This is a genomic window from Aporhodopirellula aestuarii (assembly GCF_023701485.1).
Lineage (GTDB): Bacteria > Planctomycetota > Planctomycetia > Pirellulales > Pirellulaceae > Rhodopirellula > Rhodopirellula aestuarii.
Genome location: NZ_JAMQBK010000060.1, coordinates 359,351 through 384,476, shown reverse-complemented (window position 1 = coordinate 384,476; position 25,126 = coordinate 359,351). Strand labels below are relative to the sequence as shown.

General features: G+C 56.4%; 19 protein-coding genes. 8 read left to right on the top strand and 11 right to left on the bottom strand.

Annotation, left to right across the window (positions count from 1 at the left end):
• Window position 1 precedes the first annotated feature (1 nt).
• A complete protein-coding gene (locus NB063_RS22055) occupies window positions 2-3,142 on the bottom strand; it encodes an error-prone DNA polymerase (RefSeq protein WP_250931042.1) in 3,141 nt (1,046 codons plus the stop codon).
• Window positions 3,143-3,371: 229 nt separating this feature from the next.
• Here NB063_RS22055 and NB063_RS22050 point away from each other — a divergent pair, with 229 nt between their 5' ends.
• From NB063_RS22050 to NB063_RS22040, 3 genes are all read left to right on the top strand, one after another.
• Window positions 3,372-3,827, top strand: coding sequence for an NINE protein (locus NB063_RS22050; protein ID WP_250931041.1), 456 nt, complete (start codon window positions 3,372-3,374; stop codon window positions 3,825-3,827).
• Window positions 3,828-4,076: 249 nt separating this feature from the next.
• Complete coding sequence (locus NB063_RS22045; protein WP_250931040.1) at window positions 4,077-4,862, top strand: enoyl-CoA hydratase/isomerase family protein; 786 nt, start codon at window positions 4,077-4,079, stop codon at window positions 4,860-4,862.
• A gap of 127 nt (window positions 4,863-4,989) precedes the next feature.
• Window positions 4,990-6,000, top strand: a complete 1,011-nt coding sequence (locus NB063_RS22040) for an extracellular solute-binding protein (protein ID WP_322975277.1) — start codon at window positions 4,990-4,992, stop codon at window positions 5,998-6,000.
• A 71-nt stretch (window positions 6,001-6,071) separates the two neighbouring features.
• Here the strand turns inward: NB063_RS22040 and NB063_RS22035 are convergent, their stop codons facing one another.
• From NB063_RS22035 to NB063_RS22020, 4 genes are all read right to left on the bottom strand, one after another.
• Window positions 6,072-6,485 (bottom strand): type IV pilus modification PilV family protein, encoded by a 414-nt coding sequence (locus tag NB063_RS22035; protein WP_250931038.1) that lies wholly within the window; start codon window positions 6,483-6,485, stop codon window positions 6,072-6,074.
• A gap of 5 nt (window positions 6,486-6,490) precedes the next feature.
• Complete coding sequence (locus tag NB063_RS22030) at window positions 6,491-7,678, bottom strand: type II secretion system F family protein (protein ID WP_250931037.1); 1,188 nt, start codon at window positions 7,676-7,678, stop codon at window positions 6,491-6,493.
• A 20-nt stretch (window positions 7,679-7,698) separates the two neighbouring features.
• Entirely contained in the window at window positions 7,699-9,468 is a 1,770-nt protein-coding gene (locus NB063_RS22025) for a GspE/PulE family protein (RefSeq protein WP_250931036.1), read from the bottom strand.
• Window positions 9,469-9,536: 68 nt separating this feature from the next.
• A complete protein-coding gene (locus NB063_RS22020; protein ID WP_250931035.1) occupies window positions 9,537-9,938 on the bottom strand; it encodes a response regulator in 402 nt (133 codons plus the stop codon).
• 343 nt (window positions 9,939-10,281) lie between these two features.
• On the opposite strand from NB063_RS22020, the gene NB063_RS22015 reads away from it, so the two are divergent.
• The gene (locus tag NB063_RS22015) at window positions 10,282-11,382 is read left to right on the top strand and encodes a sensor domain-containing diguanylate cyclase (protein ID WP_250931034.1); all 1,101 of its coding nucleotides are present in this window, start codon (window positions 10,282-10,284) and stop codon (window positions 11,380-11,382) included.
• Between the two features lie 643 nt (window positions 11,383-12,025).
• On the opposite strand, the gene NB063_RS22010 is transcribed toward NB063_RS22015, so the two are convergent.
• Window positions 12,026-12,625: a hypothetical protein gene (locus NB063_RS22010; RefSeq protein ID WP_250931033.1), complete on the bottom strand. Its 600-nt coding sequence runs from the start codon at window positions 12,623-12,625 to the stop codon at window positions 12,026-12,028.
• A gap of 235 nt (window positions 12,626-12,860) precedes the next feature.
• Here NB063_RS22010 and NB063_RS22005 point away from each other — a divergent pair, with 235 nt between their 5' ends.
• Window positions 12,861-13,904 (top strand): glycosyltransferase family 2 protein, encoded by a 1,044-nt coding sequence (locus NB063_RS22005; protein ID WP_250931032.1) that lies wholly within the window; start codon window positions 12,861-12,863, stop codon window positions 13,902-13,904.
• Between the two features lie 403 nt (window positions 13,905-14,307).
• On the opposite strand, the gene NB063_RS22000 is transcribed toward NB063_RS22005, so the two are convergent.
• Entirely contained in the window at window positions 14,308-15,201 is an 894-nt protein-coding gene (locus tag NB063_RS22000; RefSeq protein WP_250931031.1) for a hypothetical protein, read from the bottom strand.
• A gap of 214 nt (window positions 15,202-15,415) precedes the next feature.
• A complete protein-coding gene (locus NB063_RS21995) occupies window positions 15,416-15,847 on the bottom strand; it encodes a hypothetical protein (protein ID WP_250931030.1) in 432 nt (143 codons plus the stop codon).
• 269 nt (window positions 15,848-16,116) lie between these two features.
• Between NB063_RS21995 and NB063_RS21990 the strand changes: the two genes are divergently transcribed.
• Together NB063_RS21990 and NB063_RS21985 are read left to right on the top strand one after the other, a co-directional pair.
• The gene (locus NB063_RS21990; RefSeq protein ID WP_250931029.1) at window positions 16,117-16,740 is read left to right on the top strand and encodes a hypothetical protein; all 624 of its coding nucleotides are present in this window, start codon (window positions 16,117-16,119) and stop codon (window positions 16,738-16,740) included.
• Between the two features lie 116 nt (window positions 16,741-16,856).
• Complete coding sequence (locus NB063_RS21985) at window positions 16,857-18,101, top strand: S1 family peptidase (protein ID WP_250931028.1); 1,245 nt, start codon at window positions 16,857-16,859, stop codon at window positions 18,099-18,101.
• Between the two features lie 27 nt (window positions 18,102-18,128).
• On the opposite strand, the gene argH is transcribed toward NB063_RS21985, so the two are convergent.
• Window positions 18,129-19,505 (bottom strand): argininosuccinate lyase, encoded by a 1,377-nt coding sequence (gene argH / locus NB063_RS21980; protein WP_250931027.1) that lies wholly within the window; start codon window positions 19,503-19,505, stop codon window positions 18,129-18,131.
• A gap of 146 nt (window positions 19,506-19,651) precedes the next feature.
• Here argH and NB063_RS21975 point away from each other — a divergent pair, with 146 nt between their 5' ends.
• A complete protein-coding gene (locus NB063_RS21975) occupies window positions 19,652-22,588 on the top strand; it encodes a hypothetical protein (RefSeq protein WP_250931026.1) in 2,937 nt (978 codons plus the stop codon).
• A 62-nt stretch (window positions 22,589-22,650) separates the two neighbouring features.
• Here the strand turns inward: NB063_RS21975 and NB063_RS21970 are convergent, their stop codons facing one another.
• Both NB063_RS21970 and NB063_RS21965 read right to left on the bottom strand, forming a co-directional pair.
• On the bottom strand, window positions 22,651-23,778 hold the full coding sequence (locus NB063_RS21970; RefSeq protein WP_250931025.1) for an ABC transporter permease: 1,128 nt from the start codon (window positions 23,776-23,778) through the stop codon (window positions 22,651-22,653).
• Window positions 23,779-23,844: 66 nt separating this feature from the next.
• Window positions 23,845-24,891 (bottom strand): NAD-dependent epimerase/dehydratase family protein, encoded by a 1,047-nt coding sequence (locus NB063_RS21965; RefSeq protein WP_250931024.1) that lies wholly within the window; start codon window positions 24,889-24,891, stop codon window positions 23,845-23,847.
• Window positions 24,892-25,126: the final 235 nt, after the last annotated feature.

Sequence of the window (25,126 nt, the reverse complement as noted above, 5' to 3'; positions counted from 1 at the left end):
TCTACCGAAAATCTCGAGTCTTGGTGGGGAGGTCCTGCAACATCTCGCTGAGGTCCTCGACGCGACCGACGATCACATGAATCACACCTTTGCGATTCTCCAGCTTACCATCGACAATCCAAGCATTACTGGCTCGGGCAATTTTGAAAAAGCGTTTCCATACAGCCGCAAACATTACCATATTCATCGCACCTGTTTCGTCTTCGATCGTGACAAACGTGATGCCTTTCGCCGTGGAGGGACGCTGCCGCATCAAAACGATCCCGGCGACTCGCACATGTTGTCCGTCGCGGATCCCCGGCAACTCGATCGCCGATCGGCATCCGAGCTCTCGCAACTGCCTGCGAATGAACGAAACCGGGTGTGCCTTCAAACTCAAACCCGTCGTCTGGTAATCACGATGGACTTCCTCGATCGGTGACATCGCCACCAGCTCGTCCGGCACGCTGTTATCCGGCTCGAGCATCTGTAGCAACGGCATCGAAGTCGCCGCCTCATCGGTCGCGAGCGATTGCCAAACGGCCGCCCGACGGTCATTGGCAATCGACGCCAACGCGTCGGCATCCGCGAGTGTCGCGATGCAGGAACGGGTCAGTTCCGCCCTCTGCGTCAGATCATTCAAATCCGAATACGCCCCCCCATCATCACGCACCCGACAAATCCGCTCGGCCACTGCCGCGGGCAACCCTCGAATCATCTGCAGTCCCAATCGAATCGCCGGACCAGGGCGGTTGGGATCCTCGACCAACCGGGTCCGCACATCGCTGTGATTGACGTCGACCCCATGCACACGCACGCCATGTTTCTGGGCGTCGCCGATCAACTGCGCCGGGGCATAAAAACCCATCGGCTGGCTATCCAAAATCGCGGCGCAAAATGCTGCCGGATAGTGACACTTGAGATAACACGAGGCGTAAACCAACAACGCAAAACTCGCCGCGTGAGATTCCGGGAAACCATATTCGCCGAATCCGCGGATTTGATGAAAGACCTGTTCAGCGAACTCGTCTGCTAGACCGTTCGCTTTCATCCCTTCCATCAATTTGATCCGAAACTTATCGATCACTCCCGGTCGCCGCCACGCCGCCATGGCACGTCGCAACTGATCCGCCTCGCCTGGCGTAAAACCTGCCGCGACGACGGCCAAACGCATCGCCTGTTCCTGAAAGATCGGGACACCCAATGTTTTTTCGAGAACACGTCGCACCTCCTCGTTGGGATAAACAGCGCATTCGGGATTCTCACGTGCGGCGAGAAACGGATGAACCATATTTCCCTGGATCGGCCCCGGCCTGACAATCGCCACTTCAATCACGAGATCATAAAAGCAGCGAGGTCGCAGTCGTGGCAACATACTCATCTGCGCCCGACTCTCGATTTGAAAAACGCCCATCGTATCGGCGGCGCAAATCATGTCGTACGTCGCCTCGTCATCGGCAGGCAACGTCGATAACGTCAGCTCATGGCCATGGTGGTCACGGACGAGCTCAAAACATCGCCGAATCGCCGACAACATCCCCAACGCAAGCACGTCGACCTTCAAAATCCCGAGTTCATCCAGGTCGTCTTTGTCCCACTGGATCACACTGCGGCCCGGCATCGCCGCGTTCTCTGTCACGCACAGTTCACACAGATTCCCCGCCGTCATCACCATCCCGCCGACGTGTTGCGATAAATGCCGAGGAAACCCGATTAATGTTTCGGTGAGATACAGAAATCGTTTCCCCAACGGTGTATCGGGGTCCATTCCCGCATCACGGCACCGATCAGGCAACTCAGGATTGCGATCAAAACTACCAGCGAGTTTGGCAACCGCATCGATAATGTCAGGCGAGACACCGAGCGCTTTGCCAACTTCGCGGATGGCACTTTTGGCTCGATAGGTCGTCACCGTCGCCGTCATGCCCGCTCGGTCGCGACCGTACTTTTCATAGAGATATTGCAGGACTTCTTCGCGACGCTGATGTTCGAAATCGACATCGATGTCGGGTGCTTCGTTGCGTTCTCGGCTGATGAAACGTTCGAACAGTAGATCGGTCTGCGTCGGATCGACCGCCGTGATGCCGAGGCAATAACAAACCGCTGAATTCGCCGCCGACCCGCGGCCTTGGCAAAGGATGTTGCGAGAACGGGCGAAACGAACCATGTCCCACACCGTCAGGAAATAGGCTTCGTAGTGCAACTCCTCGATCAACGTGACCTCGTGTCTCAACATCTCGATCACGCGTTGCGAAACACCTTCGGGCCATCGTTGTTGCGCTCCCTCCCACGTGAGTCGCTTGAGATGCTCGATCGGCGTCATGCCCTCGGGAGCAATTTCAATTGGATACTCATAACGAAGATCGTCGAGGCTGAACCGGCAACGCGATGCGATTTCGATCGTTCGCGCGATCGCGTCAGGCACGTCTCGATACAACTCTCGGATTTCATCGAGGCTGCGTAGATGGTGTTGGCTGTTGCGCAGTCGCTCACCCACGACGCTATCGATTGTTGTTCCGGCCGCAATCGCGGTCACACAATCGTGCAGCAACATTCGCTGAGCGGTGTGGTAACGCACGTCACCGCTGGCGACTAATGGAACGTCACACGCGATCGATAGATCACGCAGCCAAGCGGCTTTGCCACAATCGTCCACTCCGCGGTGGAAAGACGCCAACACATAATTGCGATCATTGAAAACTTCGCGAAACGGGCCTCGCAAAAAAGCCCGCGTGCGGTTGCTCTTGTCGCTGTCAAAACCTCCCCCAGGTTGCCGCTCGAGCCCCGCGTCGACAATCACACCTGCCAAAATGCCGTCGGCGAACCCAGCGATATCGTCAAAGCGAAGTTCACACCGACCTTTCTCGCACCTCATTCGGCCCAGCGACAACAACCGACACATCCGTCCGTAGGCGGCCCGATCTGTCGGCCACAAGACCATCGGCGGCGCATCGAGTGGATGAATTTCCGTCCCGACGATGTATTGCAGCCCGAGATCTTTGGCTGGTGCATGCCCCCGCACCACACCCGCGATGGACTCACGATCGGTGATCGCAATGCCAGAATATCCGAGTTCAGACGCACGCTGCACCAATTCATCGGGGTGCGAGGCACCCTCGAGAAATGAAAAATTGCTGCGGCAGTGGAGCTCGACATATTGCATGAATACCGAAGTTTATCCTCCCCACATTGCCAAGATCAGAGACGGGGAAACGAATCCCGCCGTAGAAGCGATGTCGAACCTGATTATCGCGCTCGGACAAGGACTTCGGCACACAAACTGCAACAATCCCCTCAATCGATGACAAAACTGCCGCCTAGGTTCGCCCGAATTCCCGCCTGATACCAAAGTCGAATTTACGAACCTTCCAATATCAACCTCACTCAGTCTCATGGCAACCTACGAATCTTCGCATCCGAACCCCTACTCGCAGCCGCGAGATGTCCATGGGGATCAATTTTCAAACACAGCGGATCCAACGCATCCCGCCCTGTTGGGCTACCTGTTTTGGGTGATCGGATTCACCGGCGCCCACCGGTTCTACTTTGGGAAACCGCTCACCGGTGCGCTCTGGTTTTTCACCGGGGGCCTCTTTTTGATCGGCTGGATCGTCGACTTTTTCTTCATCCCCGCGATGTCAGAAGAAGCCGAGCGGAGGTATCGTCCCCGCGCAACCGATTACAGCGTTGCTTGGGTCCTGTTGATTTTCCTCGGCGTGTTTGGGGTGCATCGTTTCTACATGGGCAAAATCGTTACCGGTGTGATCTATCTGCTCACCGGTGGCCTGTTCGGAATCGGTTATGTCTACGACATCTGCACCCTGAATGAACAAATCGACCTGGCCTGAAAGTTTGGATATTGCTCACATTGGGGATGGATCCAAGCAAAGGGCTGACTGTCGGGGCGGCAGACGCATCATCAGCTTTTGCATCGGAACACGTTGGATTTCGTCCGGTTTGCGTTTGCGCCGCTCCGGCATCTTCTGCGTCCTCGCCCCGGCCTAAGCAGTTCGGCAGATCACCCCACGGGGCGTGACTGAGGCGTTAGCGTTAGAATGTAGACTTTCGTCTGTTTTCCCACCGCACGCGTCCGCGACATGCAACATCTTGAAGTCAAAACCAACGGTTCCGTAGCGACCTTGGTAATCGATCGCCCTGAAAAACATGGTGCGTTGAGTCCTCGGCTGATGGCCGATATCCACCAGGGACTCGATGAAATGCATCAAGAGCCGCGAATCCGCTCCGTCATTCTCTCCTCGACCGGTCCTACCTTTTGCAGCGGCGTTGACTTATCCGTCCTGCATGAAATCCGCTCGTTGCCCGAACAAGAACAATTGCAACAGTGGTTTGAATACTGGCGACGTTTGGCAGAACTTTGTGAAGCCCTATTACGGTTTCCAAAGCCCCTGATCGCGACCGTCGATGGGCCGGCAATGGGTGCCGGGTTTGCCATTTCTTTGTCCTGTGACATGATTGTTGCTTCGCAACGAGCAACATTTTCGGCGGGTGCCGTTCGTCACGGTCTTGTCGGCGGGATCACCGCGGCGCTGCTGTCATTCCGGGCCGGCACCTCGCTTTCGGCAAAGATGAGTTTGACCGGAATACCGCTATCCGCCGAGGAGGCCGACCGCGCCGGACTGCTCTGCCAACCTCCGGTCGCGTCAGAGGATATCGAGACGATCGCCGCCCGATGGGCGAATGAATCATCGCAGGGTTCTCCGCAGGCGATCCAGGCGACAAAACGTTTGATCAATGAGAGCATCGGGGAAACGATGTTGACCCAAATCGCTGCGGCCGCCGCCGACAGTGCGACCGCATGCACGACCGAAACAGCAGGCGAAGGCATTGATGCCTTCATGAACAAAACGACCCCGACTTGGTAACCACCTCCACATTCGACGACGTCATCTTTCCTCTTTGAACCAAATGAACCCCATGCAAATTCGATTCACCACCTCGCGTCATCCGGCCAGACGCATCGTGGCAGCAGGACATGTCGGTTTCGCGTTCATGCTCAGCGCAGTCGCACTCACCGTCACGCTCTGTGGATGCGTGCCGCGTACGGAAGAGGACGTGGTCGTGTATTCGGCGCTTGACGAAGAGTTTGCCTATCCGATCCTCGAAGCGTTTGAACGTTCGGTCGATTACGAAACATCAGTCGTTAGCAAATTCGATGTCGAATCGACGAAGACGGTCGGCTTGGTCAATCAGATTTTGGCGGAGAAGGACTCACCACGCTGTGACGTGTTCTGGAACAACGAGATCATGCACACGGTTCGTTTGCAAAAAAGAGGCTTGTTGCAACGTCATGACTGGCCGGTACCCACGGATTGGCCTCGCGACATGATTTCGAGTGATTCGACGTGGTGTGGCTTTGCCGCTCGCGCTCGCGTCTTGCTCGTCAACACCAAATTGCTCGAGTCCGATGAACAGTATCCTCAGAGCGTGAATGAACTGCTGGATCCGAAATGGAAAGACAACTGCGCGATGGCTCGTCCGTTATTCGGCACCACGGCGACCCACTGGGCTGTGCTGCGAGAGCGTCTTGGGGACGAGATCGCACTTGAGCAACTCCAAACGATCGCGGACAACGCATTGATCCTTTCGGGTAACAAACAGGTCGCACAAGCTGTTTCAGCGGGCCGCGTCGCGTGGGGGCTAACCGATACCGATGACGCCATGATCGAGAAAGAGCTCGGATATCCCGTTGAGATCGTTTTCCCCGATCAACTACCCGATCAGGCAGGTACGCTCCGCATCCCCAACACCTTGGCGGTACTCAAGAACGCGCCGCACCCCGTCGCCGCCCATCGGTTAGTCAATTACCTCATCGCCCCCCAAACCGAAGACCGTCTCGCAATGGGTCCAGGCAGCCAGATGCCGATCAGCAAGGAGAGCAAATTTCCCCCCGCCGTCCTCCCCGACAAACCCATCCGCTGGATGCGAGTCGATTTCGAAAAAGCCGCCGAAAACTGGGAAACCTGGAACGCCCAAGTAGCCAAAATCTACGCCCAAAGATGAATTGCCCGGCAAATCGGCGTGAGATGCCAAAACGAAGAATCTGTGCTCAATCAAACCGATGGCATCGAGTGTTACGTGCCGGGGTGGTATTTGCACGTGACGTTGGTTCCGTCCCAGCGGTAGTTTGTTTTGGTGTTGGCTGCGTCGTGCAGGGGGCATTGGGGTAGGACGCTGCCACTGTAGTTTGGGTCCCGGATGGCTTCGAGCTTGGCGTCGGGTGCGCGTCCGGTTTCTCGTGCGTACAGTTCGGCGTCTTGTTGCAATCGAGCCCGATGTCCGAGGCACGCGCGTTCGGTGGAGGTTTGGCCATGATCTCGGACAAACATCAATCCAGTCATCGCGACCATCGACGAAAGGATCACAGCGGCGAGCACTTCGAGCAGACTCATGCCGGTACGAAGCGGCATGGAACCGGGAGACATGTTCGGGCATCGACGTGTGAGTGCTCGCAGAAATCGATCGGTTGAGAGCTGAGCGGATCGCATAGGGTCTACTCCAAAACTTCGAACATGTGGAACATGGGTGTGTAGATCGACAACACCATGCCACCGATCATCGCGGCGAGTGAAATGGTGAGGATCGGCTCGAGCATCCCGACCGTTGCATCAATTCGACTTTCGAGTCGCTCTCTGAGGTGATGGCAGGTGCCTTCAAGCGATCGAGAGAACTCGCCGGATTGTTCTCCGACGCCGATCAATTGACATAGCGTGGCAGGAAAGAATTGCTCGTAGCGGCCGAGTTCGATGCTGAGTTTCTCGCCGCGACGAACGCCTTGGTTAATTTCGTTGATTGCTTGACGGACGCAGCGATTTCGCACGCAGGCGGCCGACACTTCGATCGCATCGACGGGCTTGTAGCCGCACTGCACCATCGCCGCGGTCGCTTCGACAAACTGCAGCACCGCTGCATCCCGAAGCCATGGACCGACAACGGGCAGCTTCAATAAAGCGGCATCCATCTTGGTCGCGATTTTTGGTCGGCGCCGACCGGCGATCCACAGTGAACTCAAAACAACGGATACCGGAAGCGCGATCCATCCCCAGTGCAATAGCACGCGGCTCATGCCGGTAACGAACTGCGTCACGGGCGGCAAATCCACGCCGCTGCTGCTGTAAACGGTTTCAAACTCAGGAACCACGACGACACACATGAACACCATGAGCCCGAGACCGGCGACGGTGATCAACATCGGATAGCTGATCTTTTTGATGATGCGTTTGCGCAGTGCGACTTTGCGTTCCATTTGCTCGCAGACACGAGACATCGCGGTCTCAAGCGAACCGCTGCGTTCACCAAGACGGATCTGCTGCACTTGCATGGAGGTAAACGTGCGTGGGTAGCGAGCCATCGCGTCACTGATCGTTCCACCAGCGACGATCGTTCCTCGCATCTTCAACAACACACCGCTGTATTTTCGGTTGGATCGGTCCATGGCGAGCGAACCGAGCGCTTTGGGAAGGCTGAGCCCGTTTTGCAACAGCATCAGCAACAACCTGAGCAACTGCGCCAACGGAACCGGCCCGATGCGAGTGGGCTCGCACCCCTTCGACAATCTTCGCGAGGGACCGCCGACTTCGATCGAGTTGAGCTTTTGTAAGAACGCAACGAACTTACCCGGCGGGGATTGCGAGCGGATAGCCGATTCGGAGCGCGGAAAAGCTGAGGATGGATAGTTCATGGTAGATGGCTTGCGTAGAATTACCCTGCGGCCGACGTGACTTGAACGTTCGGATCGCTATCTCGACGTCCGCCGAGTTTTGGCGTGGACGCTGCGGTTCGGCGATCACCGCTGGTCTTGAAGTAGACTTCTTCGAGTGATGTTTTGCCCGCCAAGGCGGCTTCGAGTCCCGCCTGCTGCAACGGAAGCATGCCGGCGGCGAGGGCCATTTCTTCGAGTTTCGAATGAGGCACACCGGCCTCGATCGCCGCGGTGATTTCCGAATTAACTGGCATGATCTCGAAGATCGGCATCCGGCCGGCGAATCCGCTGCCGAGACATCGCTTGCAACCTTCCCCGCGATAGAACTTCGTGTCACGAGGGACGTGTCCATCGGGATCGAGGACATCAAGCAGGTTCACGTTGGCGGGAATCTCATGTTTGCAGCTTTCGCAGATGCAACGAAGCAATCGCTGTGCGACACTGCCCAATAGCGATCCGGCGATCTTGAAATGGTCCACGCCAAGGTCGGCGAGTCGCTGCACCGCACCGACGGCATCGTTGGTGTGCAGCGTGCTGATCACCATGTGCCCCGTCAATGCGGCTTGCACAGCGGTGGCTGCGGTTTCGCAGTCGCGGATTTCACCGAGCATGATCACGTCGGGGTCCTGCCGCATGATGTATTTGAGCGCGTTGGCAAACCCCATACCGAATTCGTTATCACTCTGGACTTGGTTGATGCCCGCCAATCGGTATTCGACGGGATCTTCCACCGTAACGATGTTGCGATCGTCGTTGTTGAGGTGTTCCAACGCGGCATACAAGGTCGTGCTCTTACCGCTCCCCGTGGGACCGGTGACGACGAACATGCCGTGTGGTTTGTCGAGAATACTGCGGATGGAATCGTAGTCTCGCGGGGGCATACCGATCCCAGCAAGATCGAACGTTTGGCCGCCTTCGTCAAGCAGTCGAAGCACAAGTTTTTGACCATCAACCGTTGGGATACCGCTGACACGAAAACCGACGCGTTTTCCGTTTTCGTAAACGGTGAGGTGACCGTCTTGAGGGCGTCGGCTTTCCGTCGTATCCATGTCACCCATGACTTTGATCCGGCTGATCACGGGGTCTTCAATATGGTTCGGGATCGTCATGGCGACTTGCAGTTCACCGTCAACACGATATCGCACTCGCATTTCAGGCTTGTGCGGTTCGAGGTGAATATCGCTGGCGCCCGCCGTCACGGCTCCGGACAGAATCGCTTGCACGAGTTTGACAACGGGTGCGTCCTCTTGGCTTGCGGAGGCTATTGCGAATTCGTCTTCTTCGCTGGTCTCGCCGACTTCTCGCATTTCGGCGAACTTCATATCGACGATCGTCTGCCGTGCAAACGCCCGGTCATCGTAGACTCGGTTGAGCAGATTGGTGACGTCATCGGCAAGAGCGACCACCGGACGGATTTGATATCCGGTCATCAATTCCGCTTCGGCGATCGTTTCGATGTCGTCGGGCGCAACCATCGCCATCGTCAGAATACGACCGCGGATTGCGATCGCTGCCGATTCGCGTGCACGGGCAAAGTCTTCTGGCATCAAACGGGCGACTTGCGGGTTTACGCTCGAAAAATCGATGTCGACGTACTCAACGTCGAACTGTTCGGCAAGCGCTCCGCCGAGTTGACTGTTGCTGATCAAGGCTTGCTTGACCAGCCAATCGCCGAGCATCATGCCACGAGGTTTCGACGCAAACGCAGCATCAATCTGCGCCGGGGTGAGTACCCGTTGATCGATAAGAATGTCGCCGAGTCGTCGCATGGCTGGAAATTCGGAATGAAAAGGTGTTTAGGATTTGGTGTTTTGAGCAGTGCCGAGAAGTTTCTTGACTAGAGCGCTACCATTGCGCCGTTGGCACTGAGCAGGTTCTGTACTTTGGTTTCGAGCACGGTGGGGTCAAACGGCGTGACCAAATAGTCCTGAGCCCCTGCCAGGAATGCTCTCCGCACCGTCTCGAGACTGGGATCGAGAGAAAACATGAGTACCGGTAGATCTTCGGCCGTGAACTCGAGCCGCAATTCGGTCAACCATTCGATCCCGTCTCCCTCACGCAATTTGGTGTCAACGATCATCAAGTCGACACGCCCTCGCCGTAGCCGATCTTTTGCCAGTCCACCCTCTGCCACGCTTTCGATGCCATAACCGAGCAATTCCAAACGAAATGCGGTGAGCTCGGCCAAGATCATCTCGGGCTCGACGAGCAGCAGTTGCGGAATACTGGAGTCGGACATGTTCAGACGTAACTCAAAAACGTGGGGTGCTAGATGCCGTAACCTGACCGACGGGCGCGATCAGATCGGTCCGTGAGTGCGTTGAAGGCTAGGTCACCATTGGACGCACACACACAAACCCGTGGTCACATTTCGTACATCTAAACAGTCGACAACCTTTGCGGCCATGCAATCCGATCAACCGTTACAACCGCAATACCTTGCCATCTATCTGATTACAAAGACGCTCAGCGGAGGGTCGACGGTCGACGCCATGGAGCGTCGTTGCCCATGTTTCTCTGGGGGGACTGATTTTTGAAGCTATTCCGGGTTCTGCGAACTCTCACACCTAATATTTGACTACATGGCTCGATCAACGATTGATTCACCACCGAGAGGAGGCTACCTCTCATGGCTTAGCGAACGGATATTGCCAAAGCGATTTGTGGCGGTACCGATCGAATTAGGCGAAGTTCTCGATCGGTTTCCTGAAGGATTTTTGATCATCGACGGACGCTTTCGCATCCTGTTCGCCAATGAAGCCATCTGCCAAATCTTGGGCGTTTCGCGTGATCACCTCGATGGACGTAGCGTGGACTCACTGAAGTGGTGCACGTCCATGCCGCGAAACCGCCCGTGGCACGAAGTGCTACACACCTCGCGGTTAGCGAATGTCACCACACACGGAATTCCGATCGCGGTCGGTGACGAGCAATTGATGGTGTTTGAAAGAGGGGACCGATCACGTCGTCTGTTGGCCATCACTGTTCGAGAAATCACCGGCCTGTCGATTCCCGATGTCATGGTGATTTCGGTTCGCGATGCCACCGTGGCGGAAACTTATCGGGCCGAGATGGAGGACCTGCTCGCACGCGTTCGACGCAGTCGCGAAGAAGCTCAGCAGTGCAACGAACAGCTCCGACAACTCGTGACTCAAGACGCGTTGACCGGTTGCGAAAATCGCCGTTCACTCGACGAAAAGGCGGAGTCGCTGTGGAACACGAGCACGAACGAAGGAAAACCGCTCACGTGCATGATGTTCGATATCGACCATTTCAAATCCGTCAACGACAACTTCGGGCATGCGACTGGTGACGACGTACTCCGATGTGTCGCCTCGTCGCTACGCCACACGTTTGCAAACGTGGGTCAAGTCTATCGCTACGGCGGTGAAGAATTTTGCGTGATGCTGCCCGATCATGATTTGAACGAGTCTCGCAGTATCGCGGAGAAAGTGCGAAGCACAGTTTCCCATCTCTCGGTGCCGTGCCCGACAACCAATGAGGTGATTCAGGTTACCGTCAGTATCGGCGTGGTCGACCGCAAAGCGGGCGCAATGACTGTCGCTGAAATGATCGACCAAGCGGACAAATGCCTTTACATGGCTAAACGCAACGGCCGAAACTGTGTCGTTCCGTATGGCCCCGAAGTGGCATCTGCGAAATTCCGCAGCACGGATCGCTGATGCGATCTTACAATCATTTTCCGCAAGACGTGGTTTGCGGTCGACGTACAAACGGGTGAAGACACAGCAATGTTACATTGCAGCGCCGCGATCACGATCAGGCGTTAGGTCCGTAGGCTGGAGTCTTTCGGTATAGCTGTCATTTGATGCTAACCATGGTTCCTACGTTCAACCAAAGCTATCACTGGACTGCCAAAAATTCGTTATGAACAAGACATGTCGCAATCCCTTTTGCGTTTAGCTGGATCCAGTGTTTCGCGAACGGTTAGTCACGATCGTGACGACATGTAACAGCCACGGACGTGAGTCCGTAATTGGGGAAAACAATGCGAAGAAAGCCGCAACGCGACGACACAAAACACGGTTGTGCGCACGAATGAAGCACCGGAAGCGGCATCTTTCATCGCTTCGCGACTTGGTGTATGCGAGAGGTGACGTCGACCCCGGACTCACGTCCGGGGCTTTCGCGTGCCGTCGCTATCGCGACTAGGAACGGAAGCAAGACTTACGCGGCCTTGTATTTGCACGTCTTCGCAATGATTTAGCAGTCCAGGCTAACGCCCAAATGGCTCATAGGAATTTGCACAATGATTCCTGCTTGGGTCCTTGGGTCCGCTGACGTGCGAATGATTTCGACAACCGTTCATTCGCGGACGAGCGCGATGAGTTCACCGCCGAGGAACTGCGCGGTCTGTTCATCGGAACTGATGACATCTCCGCCCGCGATGCTGGCCGTGATCGTTCCTTCTTCGGCACTGAACTGGTTGAACGTGACCGCGACGTGACCTCCGGGTTTGTTCATGATGATCGGCCCATTGGCATCAGCTTGAAAATAAAGGTCACACTCGACACTTTTCCCTGCGAGAGTTTGTGCTGACGTTGCTTCGGTCGGGCCTTGCAACAGAACGGCGGGAAACGTCATTTGTGGCTGTTGAGGATCGTAGCTGAGGATCTGAACGACGTTGGGTCGGCCGTCACCAATCGAAATCACTTCCAGACTCGCCTTGGAAGTTTTCTCAATCGGTACGCTGCCACGCACGGAGATGCTGCCGGTTTCTGGAAGGGTTTCTTCAATGGCGGTGACGGTGGACGACACGGCCGAGTCGACCTTTTCCTTTGTTGACGTGGCGATGTTTTCGGTCTTCGCCTTCGCATCATTGTACGCCTTCTTGAGTTCATCCTTCGAACATCCTCCGCATACAAGCATCACCAGAACGACCACCAAGATCGGCAATCTGGGCATAGCCGCGCTCAGCAGGAAGCCTCCGTTACGTTCAAAATTTGCATATGAATTCATGTTAACGACATCAGAATTGAGGAACGGGTATCATCGGGACTACGACCCGCGAACAACGTTGATATTGGTCGCGTTCGGAGTGGTAGTCAACTGTATCGTATCATCCCCATCGCTTGTTAACCGAATTCTTCCTTCTTGATATGCACCGGGACGCACTGTGGAATGCCCAATCCCCGCTCCAATGAAGCAAAAGAGCGGATGGCCATGGGAGGGGGAAGACCAAGCGTTTCATCAACGATCCGGCGTTAAATATCCACAGGCAATCAAGTCCGATCAACTCCCGCGGATCACTGTGATCACGCCAAATTTCAACCAAGGGGAATTTCTCGAAGAGACGATCCGATCGGTATTGATGCAGGATTACCCCAATCTCGAATACATCGTCGTGGACGGCGGCAGCACCGATGCAAGCGGCGAGGTCTTGGACCATTATGCCCGCTGCATCACTCACGTGATCCAAGAAAAGGATACGGGGCAAAGCAACGCGATCTGTAAGGGATTACGATTCGCGACAGGTGATATTTTCAACTGGATTCATTCGGACTGCCGTCTCGAACCGGGCACGCTTTGCGAGCTGGCAGCCAATTTTAGAGATTCCGCTGACCTGTATGCGTTCGAAGTGTGTGTGGAGGACACCCAAGGCAACCCGCCGATCGATTCGGATCACCGGATCGTTAACCGCAACCTATCCGCCGCCGCAATGCTAAGATGCGATCCATATTCTTTTTGCCAACCTGGTCTGTGGTTTCGCATGGAATCTCTCTATGCCTGTGGCGGGATTGATCGATCGCTGAATGAAGGTTTCGATTGGGACCTAGTCATCCGCTACCTCAGCCAATTTCCTCGCGTGCAGTATTCGCGATCGACCGGTGCAATGTTTCGACTGCATGACCAGTGCAAAACGATCGAGGAAACACCGATAAGTGACTCGACGGAAAATCGCGTTGAACAAGAGAACGATCGGATCCGAGCGAAGCTCGAACGAAAACTGTCGCCTCGGCTCGCGGCAGCATCTCGATTGGGTCGACGACGAGAACCGTGGAACCAACACGTTGCGGCAGTGCTCGACGATTTCAATTGCTCGCCGGTGACGTCTGCGTTGGGTCTCATGCGAGAGGCGGTAAACGATCCACGGGCACGTTTTTCGTTGCGAACCGGAGCCGCAATCGTGCGACTGCTGTCACGGTACGCGCGAAACACACCCAAGCCGAACGTCTCGTCCTAGCTGGACAGCGTCATTTTCTGGCAGACGTATTGGAGTTTTCGACTTTCACGTGGCGGAGTGCCTCCGAGGCTCCCGAAGCGGGTAACGCCGGCAGTTCTCGGTCTCGGGGGACGNNGCACTAAAACAATCGACGCCCCCAGAGACCGAGCTACTGAAAAATGGCGCTGTCCAGCTGATGCTTTATCAACATTGAAAATGGGAGTGAGACCGGACGGCTTGCGCCGTTCCGCTAAGTCTTCTAGCGGCATTGCGCGAGCCCTCCGATTTGCGCGACGCTAACGAAACAGCCGATCGACGTTAGCCCCGTGATTCATCGACGCGGCCGCGGTGCGTTCGCGAGATTCGGGACCGTCGCCTATCGGCTGACGAATCAGGATACTGATGGTGGTCCGGGTCGATGCGATCAACCGTCACTGGCGACTTCCGCGGTAGCGGTCTCCGTGTTGAGTTGACGCCAAGCCGTTTGCAACGCATCGGCAGACTCATCCGTTTGAACAGCTTGGCTCGACTGAGTCACGTTCGGTTGCCCAGCAGGTTGCGCGGTGAGCGGCTGTGTCGTTTCGAGCGTTTGGTTTTCTTGGATTGACACTGACGCATTGTCAACTGGAGCGGTTTGCGAAACTTGTTCCTGAGTTTGCGTCACTTCGGTGGTCACGGTCGCTTGCACTTCGAGAATTGGCAACGTCGATGCGCAAAACGCCTTCAAGTTGTTCGCTTCATCGGTTTCAACGAACTCATCGAAACTGTCGATGGCGACGATCAGCCGTTGGAATCCGATCACTTGACCGTTGCGATTCCCCATTGCCAACGCTTCGATGGGCAGCGTCACTTCGACCTGTAACGATTCGTTGGGATGGATTTTGTCGACCTTCACCGTCGTGCAAGGGCTGAAGCAATGAATTTGCCCAAGCGTCCCGACCACAGTGACCGAGAATCCTTCGACGCAGCGTGTGCTGCAGTTAGAAATCACGACAGCGAATTTAGGACCACAGCCGTTTTCGATGTCCGCGATTTGATGAACACTGGCGATGGAGAGATCTCCGGCTTCAGAAGCGGGAATGATCGCCGGACCAAAGGCCGAATGGGTGATCCATTGACGGTCGCCAGCAGTGTCGCAAGTTTGATTGACGCCATAGCGGTGGATCAGATCAATGACGTGCGAACAGTTCGACGAACAGCTCAGCAGATCCGCCCGCGTGAGGTCTTGGCCGTTGCAGACGACCATGCTGATTGCAAGTGACGCGACAAACAAGATCGCGATGTTAAGTAATTTGACAGTGGACGTGGATTGGCGCATCGGATGGTACTCGTGTTTGATTGGTTGGTGAAAGAAGAGCGTTGAAGATTTAAAAAAAGCCCGGACTCCCCGATTACTCGGTTGGTCCGGGCTCTGACGTGGTTGGGCCAAAGTTCGACGCTTCAGCCCACACTCCTCTCCCCACACTCGGGGAGAGGGTCACGGGAAGGCGGATTCTCGGTGTCGAGTTCCGCCCGAAGCTGAACCGTCTGGATTACCAGCATCCCCAGTAGCTGGTGTAAACGGGGGTGTAGTAGCTGTACGTCACCGGGGTGTAGCAGTAGCTCGGTGTGTAGTGGTAGTGCGTGCGATAGATCGGCGTGTAGTAGCTCGAGTACCGATACGACGAGTAACCGTAGTTGCGGTAGCCGTAGCTGCGTCCGAATCGGCGATAGCAAGCCGCGACCGCCTCTTCGCTGTCCGTCGCCTCTTCACCTTCGCCGAGCAACGCTTCGACATCGGCTAGTCCAAACTCAGCATCATCGATGTCACTGACGTCGTCACTCAGTTCCGTTTGGGCCGTGGTGTCGAGTTCAGAGGCAGCCAACCGAGACAACAAATCGTCGTCGGCTCGAGCAGTCGTGGTCAGCATGAGACCGGCGAGGACGAACATTGGGACAGCAGCGAAAAGGGTACGTTTCGACATGGTTCTTTCTCCGTGAAAGCAAAGTGTTGTGCGGCGTTTGGAAATTCGACAACGGGCGTTTGCCGCGGTGTGGGTCGTTGTCGTGTGTCTTGTGACTAAGAGGCCAAGCGTCGATGTTTCGGAGGTGTTACCAAGAAAACTCCAATTTGTTTTCGATTCCCGCCCGCATCAGGTAACGGACGTCTTTTTCCGACGCTTAGACAGACAGAAGAGTCGCACGTGCGTACGTGCGCGAAGAAATACATGGCCCTCGCACCCTAAGTAGTCCGATGCGTTCTTTCACAATGTTCCTAGTACTGGCGTCCCCCTTCTCAATCGGTGCGGCCCTTTCCGAACGAGCGAATGCCGCCGACGAACTGTTTTCCAAAGTGACAATGGAAACCGTGTTCACCGACATCAAAGCTCAGGAGACCAAAAAGGAGAAAACGAACCCAATTAGCTCCGCCGATCGCGAGCGAGCCGCCCGGATCGCGGCTCTGTTCGAACCCGCACCATCAGACCCGCCACCGCAGGAGGTCTCATCTCCTGAACCCACACCTCCTCAACCAGTCAAGCAAACCGTTGTGGTTGCTCAGCCGCCCCCGGAATCGACAAAACAAGCAGCGGCCATCTCGCCGCAACCTTCTTTTGCGTTAACCGGCCGCTGGGCAGCATCCACTCCCGGTGGCGACGTGTTTGCGATCGCCTTCACCGCCGAGAAACAGTTCATTCTCGTGCACATGAAAGGCGGGAAATCGTCCGTTTCGAAAGGCAAGTTCGCCACCGAAGGCGACCGGTTGGACTTGATCGGAGCCAACACGTCGCCTCTGAAGGCGGAAATCACTTGGTCCGACGCGGACAAATTCACGATGGCCCTCGGCGAGGCCCGTTTGAACTTTGAACGCAAGAAATAGGCATTTTTGCTGTAACGGATGACGAGCAAGACCGCTTGGGAAATCAGGTCGCCTGGGCAAATAGCTGTCGCGACCCCGCACCGTTTCAACGTCTCTCAACCGCTCAAGGTGACCCCATGTTCCAACGAATCCGACCCATTCGTGTCTTTCGCTACGGCGTCCATCGTCTGTTCTCTCGATTGTTCCCCGCGCTCACCTTGGCGTTGGCGACTGTCGTTTTCGCCTCGTCCACCGCGATGGCAGAAGACTCGGCAGACGAATCCACCAACAATTACATGAAGGTCCTGCCCTCGACGGTATGGATCATCACCGCCAACAGCGAAAACGAAACCAGCACGGGCACCGGCGTCTTCGTCGATGCCAAACGACGCCTCGTGTTGACCAACGCCCACGTCGTGGGGGACAGTCGATCGGCCGTCGTTTTCTTTCCTGACATCCAAAACGGGCAACCAGCGGTCAAACGAAAGGGATATCTCGATCAAGTCCTCAAACTGGCGAAGCCCGGAAAGATTGTTGCCGTCGATCGCAAGCTCGATCTCGCGTTAATCGAATTAGCCGAGGTACCGCAACGGGCTAAGGCGATCGAGATGGCCACCCGATCAATCCTGCCCGGTGAAGACGTCGACCTGATCGGCAACCCAGGTGGATCCGATGTCCTGTGGGTCTACACCAGCGGCACGGTGCGATCGGTTTACGACAAAAAATTCAACTCCGATCACGGCAAGCACGAATTCAAAGTCGTCGAGACGCAGACCCCGATCAAACCCGGCGACAGCGGTGGTCCCGTGGTCAACTCGCAAGGCAAACTCGTCGCCATCGCCCAATCGTTCTCACCCAATTTCAACTTGGTCAGCTACTGTGTCGACATTTCTGACATCAAAGCGTTCATGGATAGCCCGTGGAAACCGGCGCCGCTGGCAACCGGAACTCTGCTCAAGAGCGCCGATATTGAACACACGGTTCACTCCACCGGTCATTACCAAGTCGAAAAAAAGCTGAATTCGGGTAAAACGCAAACGGTCTTCGTCTCGAAAGACACCGAGTATTTCCAACGTGCCGATATCCGCAAAGTTTGGTCACTCGTGTCGGTCAGCAAAGACGAACCGACCAGCGAGCTGTTGATGCGATTGATGCGACAAAGCTCGGCGACCAAGATCGGCGGATGGGCGGTTGAGAAGAACACTTCCGACGAATACCTGGTGCTCTACGTTGCCAAGCTCGACGCCACCGCGTCGGACGAAGCTCTGTCGGGCACGATCGAATACGTCGCCCGGATTGCGGGTGCGATGAACGGTCAGCTCAAACCGAAAGAGGAAAAAACATCCTCTTCGGAAACACTCGCCGCTTGGTTGTCCAAATAACCGTTTGGTGGTCCAAACCCACGGGCTCTACGCCAAACGCCTTTTCCAAACCGCGATCTGCTCGCGAACTCTTTCAGGTGCGGTCGAGCCTTCACTACAGAAGGCGGCGACCGCATTTTTCGTTCCCAGCACTTCAAACACGCTCTCGTCGATCTCGCTGCTGAGTTCCTTGAGCGTTTCGAGGGGCAGTTCGGCGAGCGGCACGCCCTTTTCCATCGCCGCACCGACAATCGCGCCGACGAGATGGTGAGCGGTTCGTTGTGGCATTCCTTTACGAATCATCCATTCCATCAACGTCGTCGCATCGAGATAGCCTTTCTCGATCCGCGCGGCAATCGACTCACGTTTGAGCTTCGCGCCCGCAACAATTGGTGTGGCAAGTTCTAGCATCGCGCGAGTCGTGTCGAAGGCATCGAACAGCGGCGGTTTGTCTTCCTGCAAGTCGCGGTTGTATGCCAGCGGCAAGTTTTTCACGAGCAACATCAACGTTTGCAAGCTGCCCATCACGCGGGCCGATTTACCACGGGTCAACTCAAGCGTGTCGGGGTTGACCTTCTGTGGCATGATGCTGCTGCCGGTGCAGAACTGTTGTGGGATGGCGATGAAATCGAATTCCACCGTGCTCCACAAAATCCACTCTTCCGCCCAACCGCTCAGATGGGAGGCGATCATCGAAAGCACGAACGAGGACTCAAGCACGAAGTCGCGATCACTGCTCGTGTCGAGGCTGTTTGCCGTGATCCCGTCAAAATCCAACGCCGCGGCGGTTTGCCGCCGATCAATCGGGAGCGTCGTACCGGCAACCGCCGCTATACCGAGGGGACTTTGATTGACACGGGCGCGGCAATCTGCGACGCGTCCGCGATCCCGTTCGAATTTTTCGATGTACGCCAGCCAGTAATGCGGCGCGAGCACCGGTTGCGCCCGCTGGAGGTGCGTGTAGGCGGGAAGGATCACATCGAAATCCTCATCGCAACGACTCAGGAAGGCGCGTTGCAATCCGACCAGCAATTCGTCAATCGTGTCCAGGGTCTCGCGGATCCACATCCGCACATCGGTGCTGACCTGGTCATTGCGACTCCGGGCCGTATGCAGCTTTCGACCCACGTCGCCTGTTGCGTCGATCAAGGCTTGCTCGACGTGCATGTGGATGTCTTCGAGTTCAAACCGCAGCGGCAACTCCCCCCGGTCGAGCCGTCCGCGAATGACCTCTAACTCGCTGCGAATTTGGGTAAACTCCGCCTCGGTAATCAAACCGACACTGCGGAGCATGTCGGCATGAGCGATCGAACCACGAATGTCCTGCTGGTAAAGACGTGAATCGAAAGTAATGCTCTCGGCATAGGCTTCGAGTCGTTGGTCGGTTTCGGCGGCGAATACACCGCTGCGGGAGGGACTAGCCACGGTTGACTTTCAAACGGGTGTGGGTCGAAATGGAGGCGATTGCCAGTTGTTGGGTTAAGATGGCTCAATCCGCTTTCGCTGAAAACCGGACGTTTACCCAACCAAGCCCGCCCCACGCCAAATTTCTCTTTTAGAACTTCGCTCCAATGCTATTTCAACGCTGGTCAACGTCGACCGAGTTTCCTTCGATTTTTGCAACCTCGTGGGGATCGTTGATACTGCTGCTGGTCGCAATGCCCCCGGCTGCGGCACAGAACATTGCGTTTGCCCCGCCGCCTCCCGCCACGGCGTCGGTAACCGCCGCCTCGGGTCAACCCTACGGCATCGCCTCGATCGAAATTCCGCTCCGCAATCCCGTGCTGGGAAATGGCCCACCACCGCTGAATCTCGCCGGCTCGGTCTCCCCCGCGATTTTTGTCGTCAGCGAAAACGTTCAGTCACGCGCCGCTCGGCTGCCGTCGGAATCACCGCTGCCACCGCTCGGTCGAGGACGTCTGCTCGGACGGGTCGGCAATTTGATTCGAGAGATTGCAAACGGTGACCAAGAGCGGATGGAGACGGTTGCTCGCCGAATCACCTTCCTGTTCCAAGGCAATCAACCGTTCTCAGTTGACGTTGTCGATCGCAATGGTGTCGTCGGCAGATTCGACGTTCGCCCGGTTGACGATCCCAATCTGCAACAGGAACTGCTCGCCGATTGGTGGACCGATTTCACGGCCAACGCCAAAGCCCAGATCGACGCAACCGACACACCCCCGTGGGTGCAGACCTACCTGGTTGGCATGTTGTCGGGGCGATTCGGTTTGCCACTGCCCGATTGGTACGGAAACACAGGCGACGAGACCAACGAAGATCCGCTGTTGATGACGCTGAACTGGATCGCCGGCGCCGCCAAAGTTTCCGATCGCGTGTTCGCGTCGGCCGCTGCTGGACGCGACCTCGATGCCCACGGAACTACCGCCGCCACCGATGTCGCCGCCCTTCCGGTTCCGCAACCGATCGCTTGGCAACCGACGGACTATCCTGTCGACCCCGGTGCTCCCGAACCCGAAATCGAACCGCTCGCCGATCACGTGCCCCCGGAATGTTTTTACATCCGCTACGGCAAATTCGAAAACTATTTGTGGTTCCAAGATTTGACCGACGAGCACGGTGGTGACATCTCACGGATGATCACGCTGAGCGGTTTGTCGAATGATGGTGGCGAAAGATTGACGAAACAACTCGGAATCCAAATGACCGTGATGGGCAGAATGCTCGGCCCGACGATCATTACCGATCAAGCGATCATTGGACGCGATTTGTACTTGCAAGACGGTGCGGCGATGGGTGTGGTCTTCCAGCCGACCAACGCATTCCTATTGCGATCAAGTTTAAACAACGACCGTACAACGCTCGCGAGCGCGTCCGACGACATCACGCTAAAGAACGTAAGTCTCGAAAATGGCGTGGGAACGCTATTGCGTTCGACCGACAATGTCATCCGGTCGTACATGGTCGAGCGGGACGAATTCATTTGCATCACCAACAGCGAAGCGATCGCGGAACGCTTCCTCGAAGTGGGACGCACGGGCGAGTCGTTAGGCAAAACGGAAGCCTTCCGATTGGCGAGGACACTGCATCCTCTAAGTGTCGACGACACGATCTTTGCTTACTTCTCTCCCGAGATGCTGCAGGGGTTGCTATCGCCTCAGTATTTGATCGAACTGCGTCGACGGATGCAGTCCGAAGCCGACATCGCGTTGGTTCACTTGGCACGTTTAGCTGCCGCGTCCCAGGCCACGGGTGGTCCAGAGACAGCGAACTCATTCGGTGCAACCTCGGCATCGTCAGCTGCCAATAACCCACCGATGCGCGAAATCGAACCTCTCGTCGCAGCCGGATTTCTTCCCGTTGGCTTTGGCGAACGCGCCGACGGCAGCGGTGTGTTCACGGTGGGCGACCGAGTCCTCGACACCCGTCGCGGAGCTCGCGGCTCGTTCTTGCCGATCCCCGACAGTCCCATCGATTCGGTGACTGCGACCGAAGCCGAATGGTTTGCCGAGATTTCAGCCGCCTATGGAGAACAATTCCGCAGCTTCGATCCCATTTTTGTTGGAGTCAAACGCGAGCTGATCGAGTCTCCCGCCAATCCCGATGGATCGCCGGGCACCCAAGACACCGAACTTCGAGAACGCCTCCTCATTCACGCCGAAGTTGCACCTTGGCAACCGGATAACTATGGATGGTGGGCCAAACAACTCGGCCCAGCCACTCCGGTATCGATCCGTTTTGCCCCCGACGACATCGTTGCCGTGCAGGCACATGTAGCGAGTGACGCACTCGGCCCGCCGACACATCTCTTTGCCGCGATCAAAGATTCGAATCCGCCGCAACCCGAAGCGTTCGATGGAATCCTCGGCAGCTACCAAGCACTCAAGCTGTTGCCCGGATACCTCGGTGCGTGGCCGTTGCCCGGCGCTCTCGATCGATTGCCGCTGGGCCTCGGCCGTGGGCAACCCGTGGGGCCGAACATGAGCCGCTTGCTCGGCGGTGTCTATCGCTTCACCGGCGGCGAGTTCAGCATCCTCTCATTCGATCCCGAGCTTTTGACTCAGACAGTACCTGAACTGGCGGCCGAAGAGGTCGGCGACTCGGCACAACTGCGTGCCCACATCGGCAACCTTCGCGGCAGCCAGCTCGAAGATTGGGTCAACCAATTTGTCTACCAACGGGCATCGACAACGAGCGAAGCCGGCGCCGATTTTCTTGCCTCGCTCTGCGGACAACTCGGCACTCCGCCGGAGGATGCGGTGGAGCAGGCGAAGCTGATTCTCGGCGGCGAAGTTCAATGCGCGTTGGGCGGCGAATATCAACCCCTCCCAAGACTCGCAGGATCACCGGGTTCGCCACGATGGACCAGTACGGCGTGGGGCGCCGGCGATTCCGCACCCGCCGCGTTGCCACCGGCTAGCTATCAAGCGCCGATCTTGCAGTGGTTCCGCGGCGCCGATGCGACCGTGACGCAGTATGCCAACCGGCTCGTCGCCGATGCCGTGATCGAAATCGCCCGAGTGCGTCCCAATCCCGCGGCAGGGCAATGAATCTCATTGACGTTGCGATTTGGCAATTGGGGCATTAATCAACTTCGGACGGCAGGTCAGGATTAGTGACGAAGCGCTTCACTCGGCGATAGTTTCGAGGCGGCGAAAGCGGGCAACAGTCCGCCGAGAAATCCAACGACCAACGCGATCAGAAGCCCTTGCAACACCACCGCCAATTGGATTCGTCCTTCGATCAAGCCGTTCACCGCGGGCATGTGCGTTAGCAGCGACACGAGTACAAAAGAGACGCCGATCCCGATCGCGGCCCCGATCGCGCTGAGAATGATGGACTCGATCAGGATCATTGAAATGATACGGATCCGCGTCCAACCGATCGCCCGCAACAGCCCGATCTCGAGAGTTCGCTCCTGAATCGACATGAACATGGTGTTGAGTACTCCGATCGACCCGATGACGATCGCCACGGCTGAGGTCAACCAAGCCATCGCGACGGCGAGTTGAATTTCTGAAAGTGATTCGACGTGCTCACGTGTCGGACGCACCTTCACTTCCGATTCCATCGCTTCGACCTGTTTTGAAATGCGATCGAGGAGTTCTTTGTCACCCGCGTCCGTGGTGATGATGCTGAACCCGGAAACTTCGCCTTCACGGCCCATCAATCGCTGCAACTCGGAGACGGAAACGACGAGCGAGCCGTTTTGCAGCACGTTGAAACTTTCAAAGACACCGACGATGTCATACAGCTCGTCTTCCACAATTTCGATTTGATCGCCCACCTTCTTGCCGAGACTATCGGCAAGGGTGATGCCGACCATGACGCCCCGCTTGTCCGTTTTCAGAAGCCTGCGACCACTCACCGGCTCCATCGCTTCAAAAACATGTGTCTCGGGTACCAATCCACTGACCGGAACCACGTATAGCCCTTCGTCGGGAAATGAGACCACATCGGCGAGGCCGGGAATGACGTCGACGACACCATCGAGCGCGGCGATTTGATCCCCCAGCGATTCTTCGAGCGTGCTCGTCAATCGACGCGCACTTCCCGAACGAACGACCAACAGATCGACGCCCGCACCTTGGTAAAAGTCCATGAAAGTGGCTTTGAAGCCGTTGGCGATCCCGACCAGCGATACCACCGCACACACGGCGAGGGCGACAGCGACCAATGTCAAGCCGCTCCGCAAAGGACGCCGCATCACATTGCGAAACGTCATTGTTGTGAATTTCATCAGGACGACCGCGGGAGAAAAGTAGAAGATTGATTGACGAATAAAGAACAACCGCCGGTTTGATCACTAGAGCCATTTCGATTGATGATAATCGATTGTGGTTTCAATGAGTCGCTCGGCAAGACCGGCTGACGGGCGGAACGATAACTCTTGTTCGGCTCGCGAGCCATCACACACCCAACTTCCGCCGACGCCCTCGCGAACTTTATCAAGGTTTAAGAAAACTCGCCCTCCGAATCCTCGCATCACGACCTCCCCGCATCCTCCAGCGAACCATCCTGCCGCACGCGGGATCCTTACGTGACGTAGCGGTCGCCGCCGAGCAATCGCAAATTCATCGAGCGATGCGGCAATCATTTCCGCCAACTCGACAAACGTCACCGCCTGCGGATCGGTCAGGTAGTAAATGCCTCGATCGGGTTTCGCGGACGCTGTCAGCGGCGGTAAGCGTACGCCGCGATCGGCTGCCGCGATAATCCCCGGTATCAAATCCGTGACGCTGATGTAGGAATACCGAAAGGTTTTCGATAACACCAAATTCCAGCCCGACCGGATGGTTTTATAAAGCGCCAGCAGGTTGCGATCCCCGGGACCGAACACGCAAGGCGGGCGAACGATCGTGATCGGCAACCGATCCGCGATTTCATGAAGAACACCCTCGGCTCGAAGCTTCGTTCGGCCGTAGTGAGACACCGGATGGCAGGGATCCGATTCAACGACCGCGTCGCGTTTAGGTCCGCTTGGATTGCGATCTGGTATCGTTCCCGCCACGGCTAGCGATGAGACATAGATCAGCGTCGGCGGATTGGGCTGTGCGGCGGCGGCACTTGCGACAACACGGGTGCCTTCAACATTGATACTTTCAGACAGAGTCAGCGAGCGGGTCGCGACCGCGGCGGCTAGGTGGATCACACGATCGACCGAGTTCATCGCTCCACTTACCTTCGCGGAATCACGAACGTCAGCGGCAACTCGCCTCAATTGGCCACCGTGATCGGACTCTTCCGACTGCGATCGGCTCAACGTCACGACTTCATCGCCGGCCGCGAGCAGCCGATCCACCACGTGACGACCGATGAATCCGTTCGCTCCGGTAACGAGGTATCGCGTCACAACGATGTCCTAATGAGTTTTTGCGCAAACCAGCACGCGAGTTTGTAACAAAATATCACCCCCACCGCTTGGGTGATACGTCAGCAAGACATTCGTGCAAAAACTCGCAAAACATGATGATTTGAACCAAACGTCGTCACCGCCACATTTGTCCACAACCCTTCCAACCGACCCCAGTCCCCCACATAGGCTGTATTATTTCTCCAGCCCGCCCTAAATTGACATCCACGGGAAG

Coding starts and splice junctions, on each gene's coding strand:
- NB063_RS22055 (WP_250931042.1), bottom strand. CDS start 3,142: ATGCAATATGTCGAGCTCCACTGCCGCAGCAATTTTTCATTTCTCGAG.
- NB063_RS22050 (WP_250931041.1), top strand. CDS start 3,372: ATGGCAACCTACGAATCTTCGCATCCGAACCCCTACTCGCAGCCGCGA.
- NB063_RS22045 (WP_250931040.1), top strand. CDS start 4,077: ATGCAACATCTTGAAGTCAAAACCAACGGTTCCGTAGCGACCTTGGTA.
- NB063_RS22040 (WP_322975277.1), top strand. CDS start 4,990: ATGCTCAGCGCAGTCGCACTCACCGTCACGCTCTGTGGATGCGTGCCG.
- NB063_RS22035 (WP_250931038.1), bottom strand. CDS start 6,485: ATGCGATCCGCTCAGCTCTCAACCGATCGATTTCTGCGAGCACTCACA.
- NB063_RS22030 (WP_250931037.1), bottom strand. CDS start 7,678: ATGAACTATCCATCCTCAGCTTTTCCGCGCTCCGAATCGGCTATCCGC.
- NB063_RS22025 (WP_250931036.1), bottom strand. CDS start 9,468: ATGCGACGACTCGGCGACATTCTTATCGATCAACGGGTACTCACCCCG.
- NB063_RS22020 (WP_250931035.1), bottom strand. CDS start 9,938: ATGTCCGACTCCAGTATTCCGCAACTGCTGCTCGTCGAGCCCGAGATG.
- NB063_RS22015 (WP_250931034.1), top strand. CDS start 10,282: ATGGCTCGATCAACGATTGATTCACCACCGAGAGGAGGCTACCTCTCA.
- NB063_RS22010 (WP_250931033.1), bottom strand. CDS start 12,625: ATGCCCAGATTGCCGATCTTGGTGGTCGTTCTGGTGATGCTTGTATGC.
- NB063_RS22005 (WP_250931032.1), top strand. CDS start 12,861: ATGAAGCAAAAGAGCGGATGGCCATGGGAGGGGGAAGACCAAGCGTTT.
- NB063_RS22000 (WP_250931031.1), bottom strand. CDS start 15,201: ATGCGCCAATCCACGTCCACTGTCAAATTACTTAACATCGCGATCTTG.
- NB063_RS21995 (WP_250931030.1), bottom strand. CDS start 15,847: ATGTCGAAACGTACCCTTTTCGCTGCTGTCCCAATGTTCGTCCTCGCC.
- NB063_RS21990 (WP_250931029.1), top strand. CDS start 16,117: ATGCGTTCTTTCACAATGTTCCTAGTACTGGCGTCCCCCTTCTCAATC.
- NB063_RS21985 (WP_250931028.1), top strand. CDS start 16,857: ATGTTCCAACGAATCCGACCCATTCGTGTCTTTCGCTACGGCGTCCAT.
- NB063_RS21975 (WP_250931026.1), top strand. CDS start 19,652: ATGCTATTTCAACGCTGGTCAACGTCGACCGAGTTTCCTTCGATTTTT.
- NB063_RS21970 (WP_250931025.1), bottom strand. CDS start 23,778: ATGAAATTCACAACAATGACGTTTCGCAATGTGATGCGGCGTCCTTTG.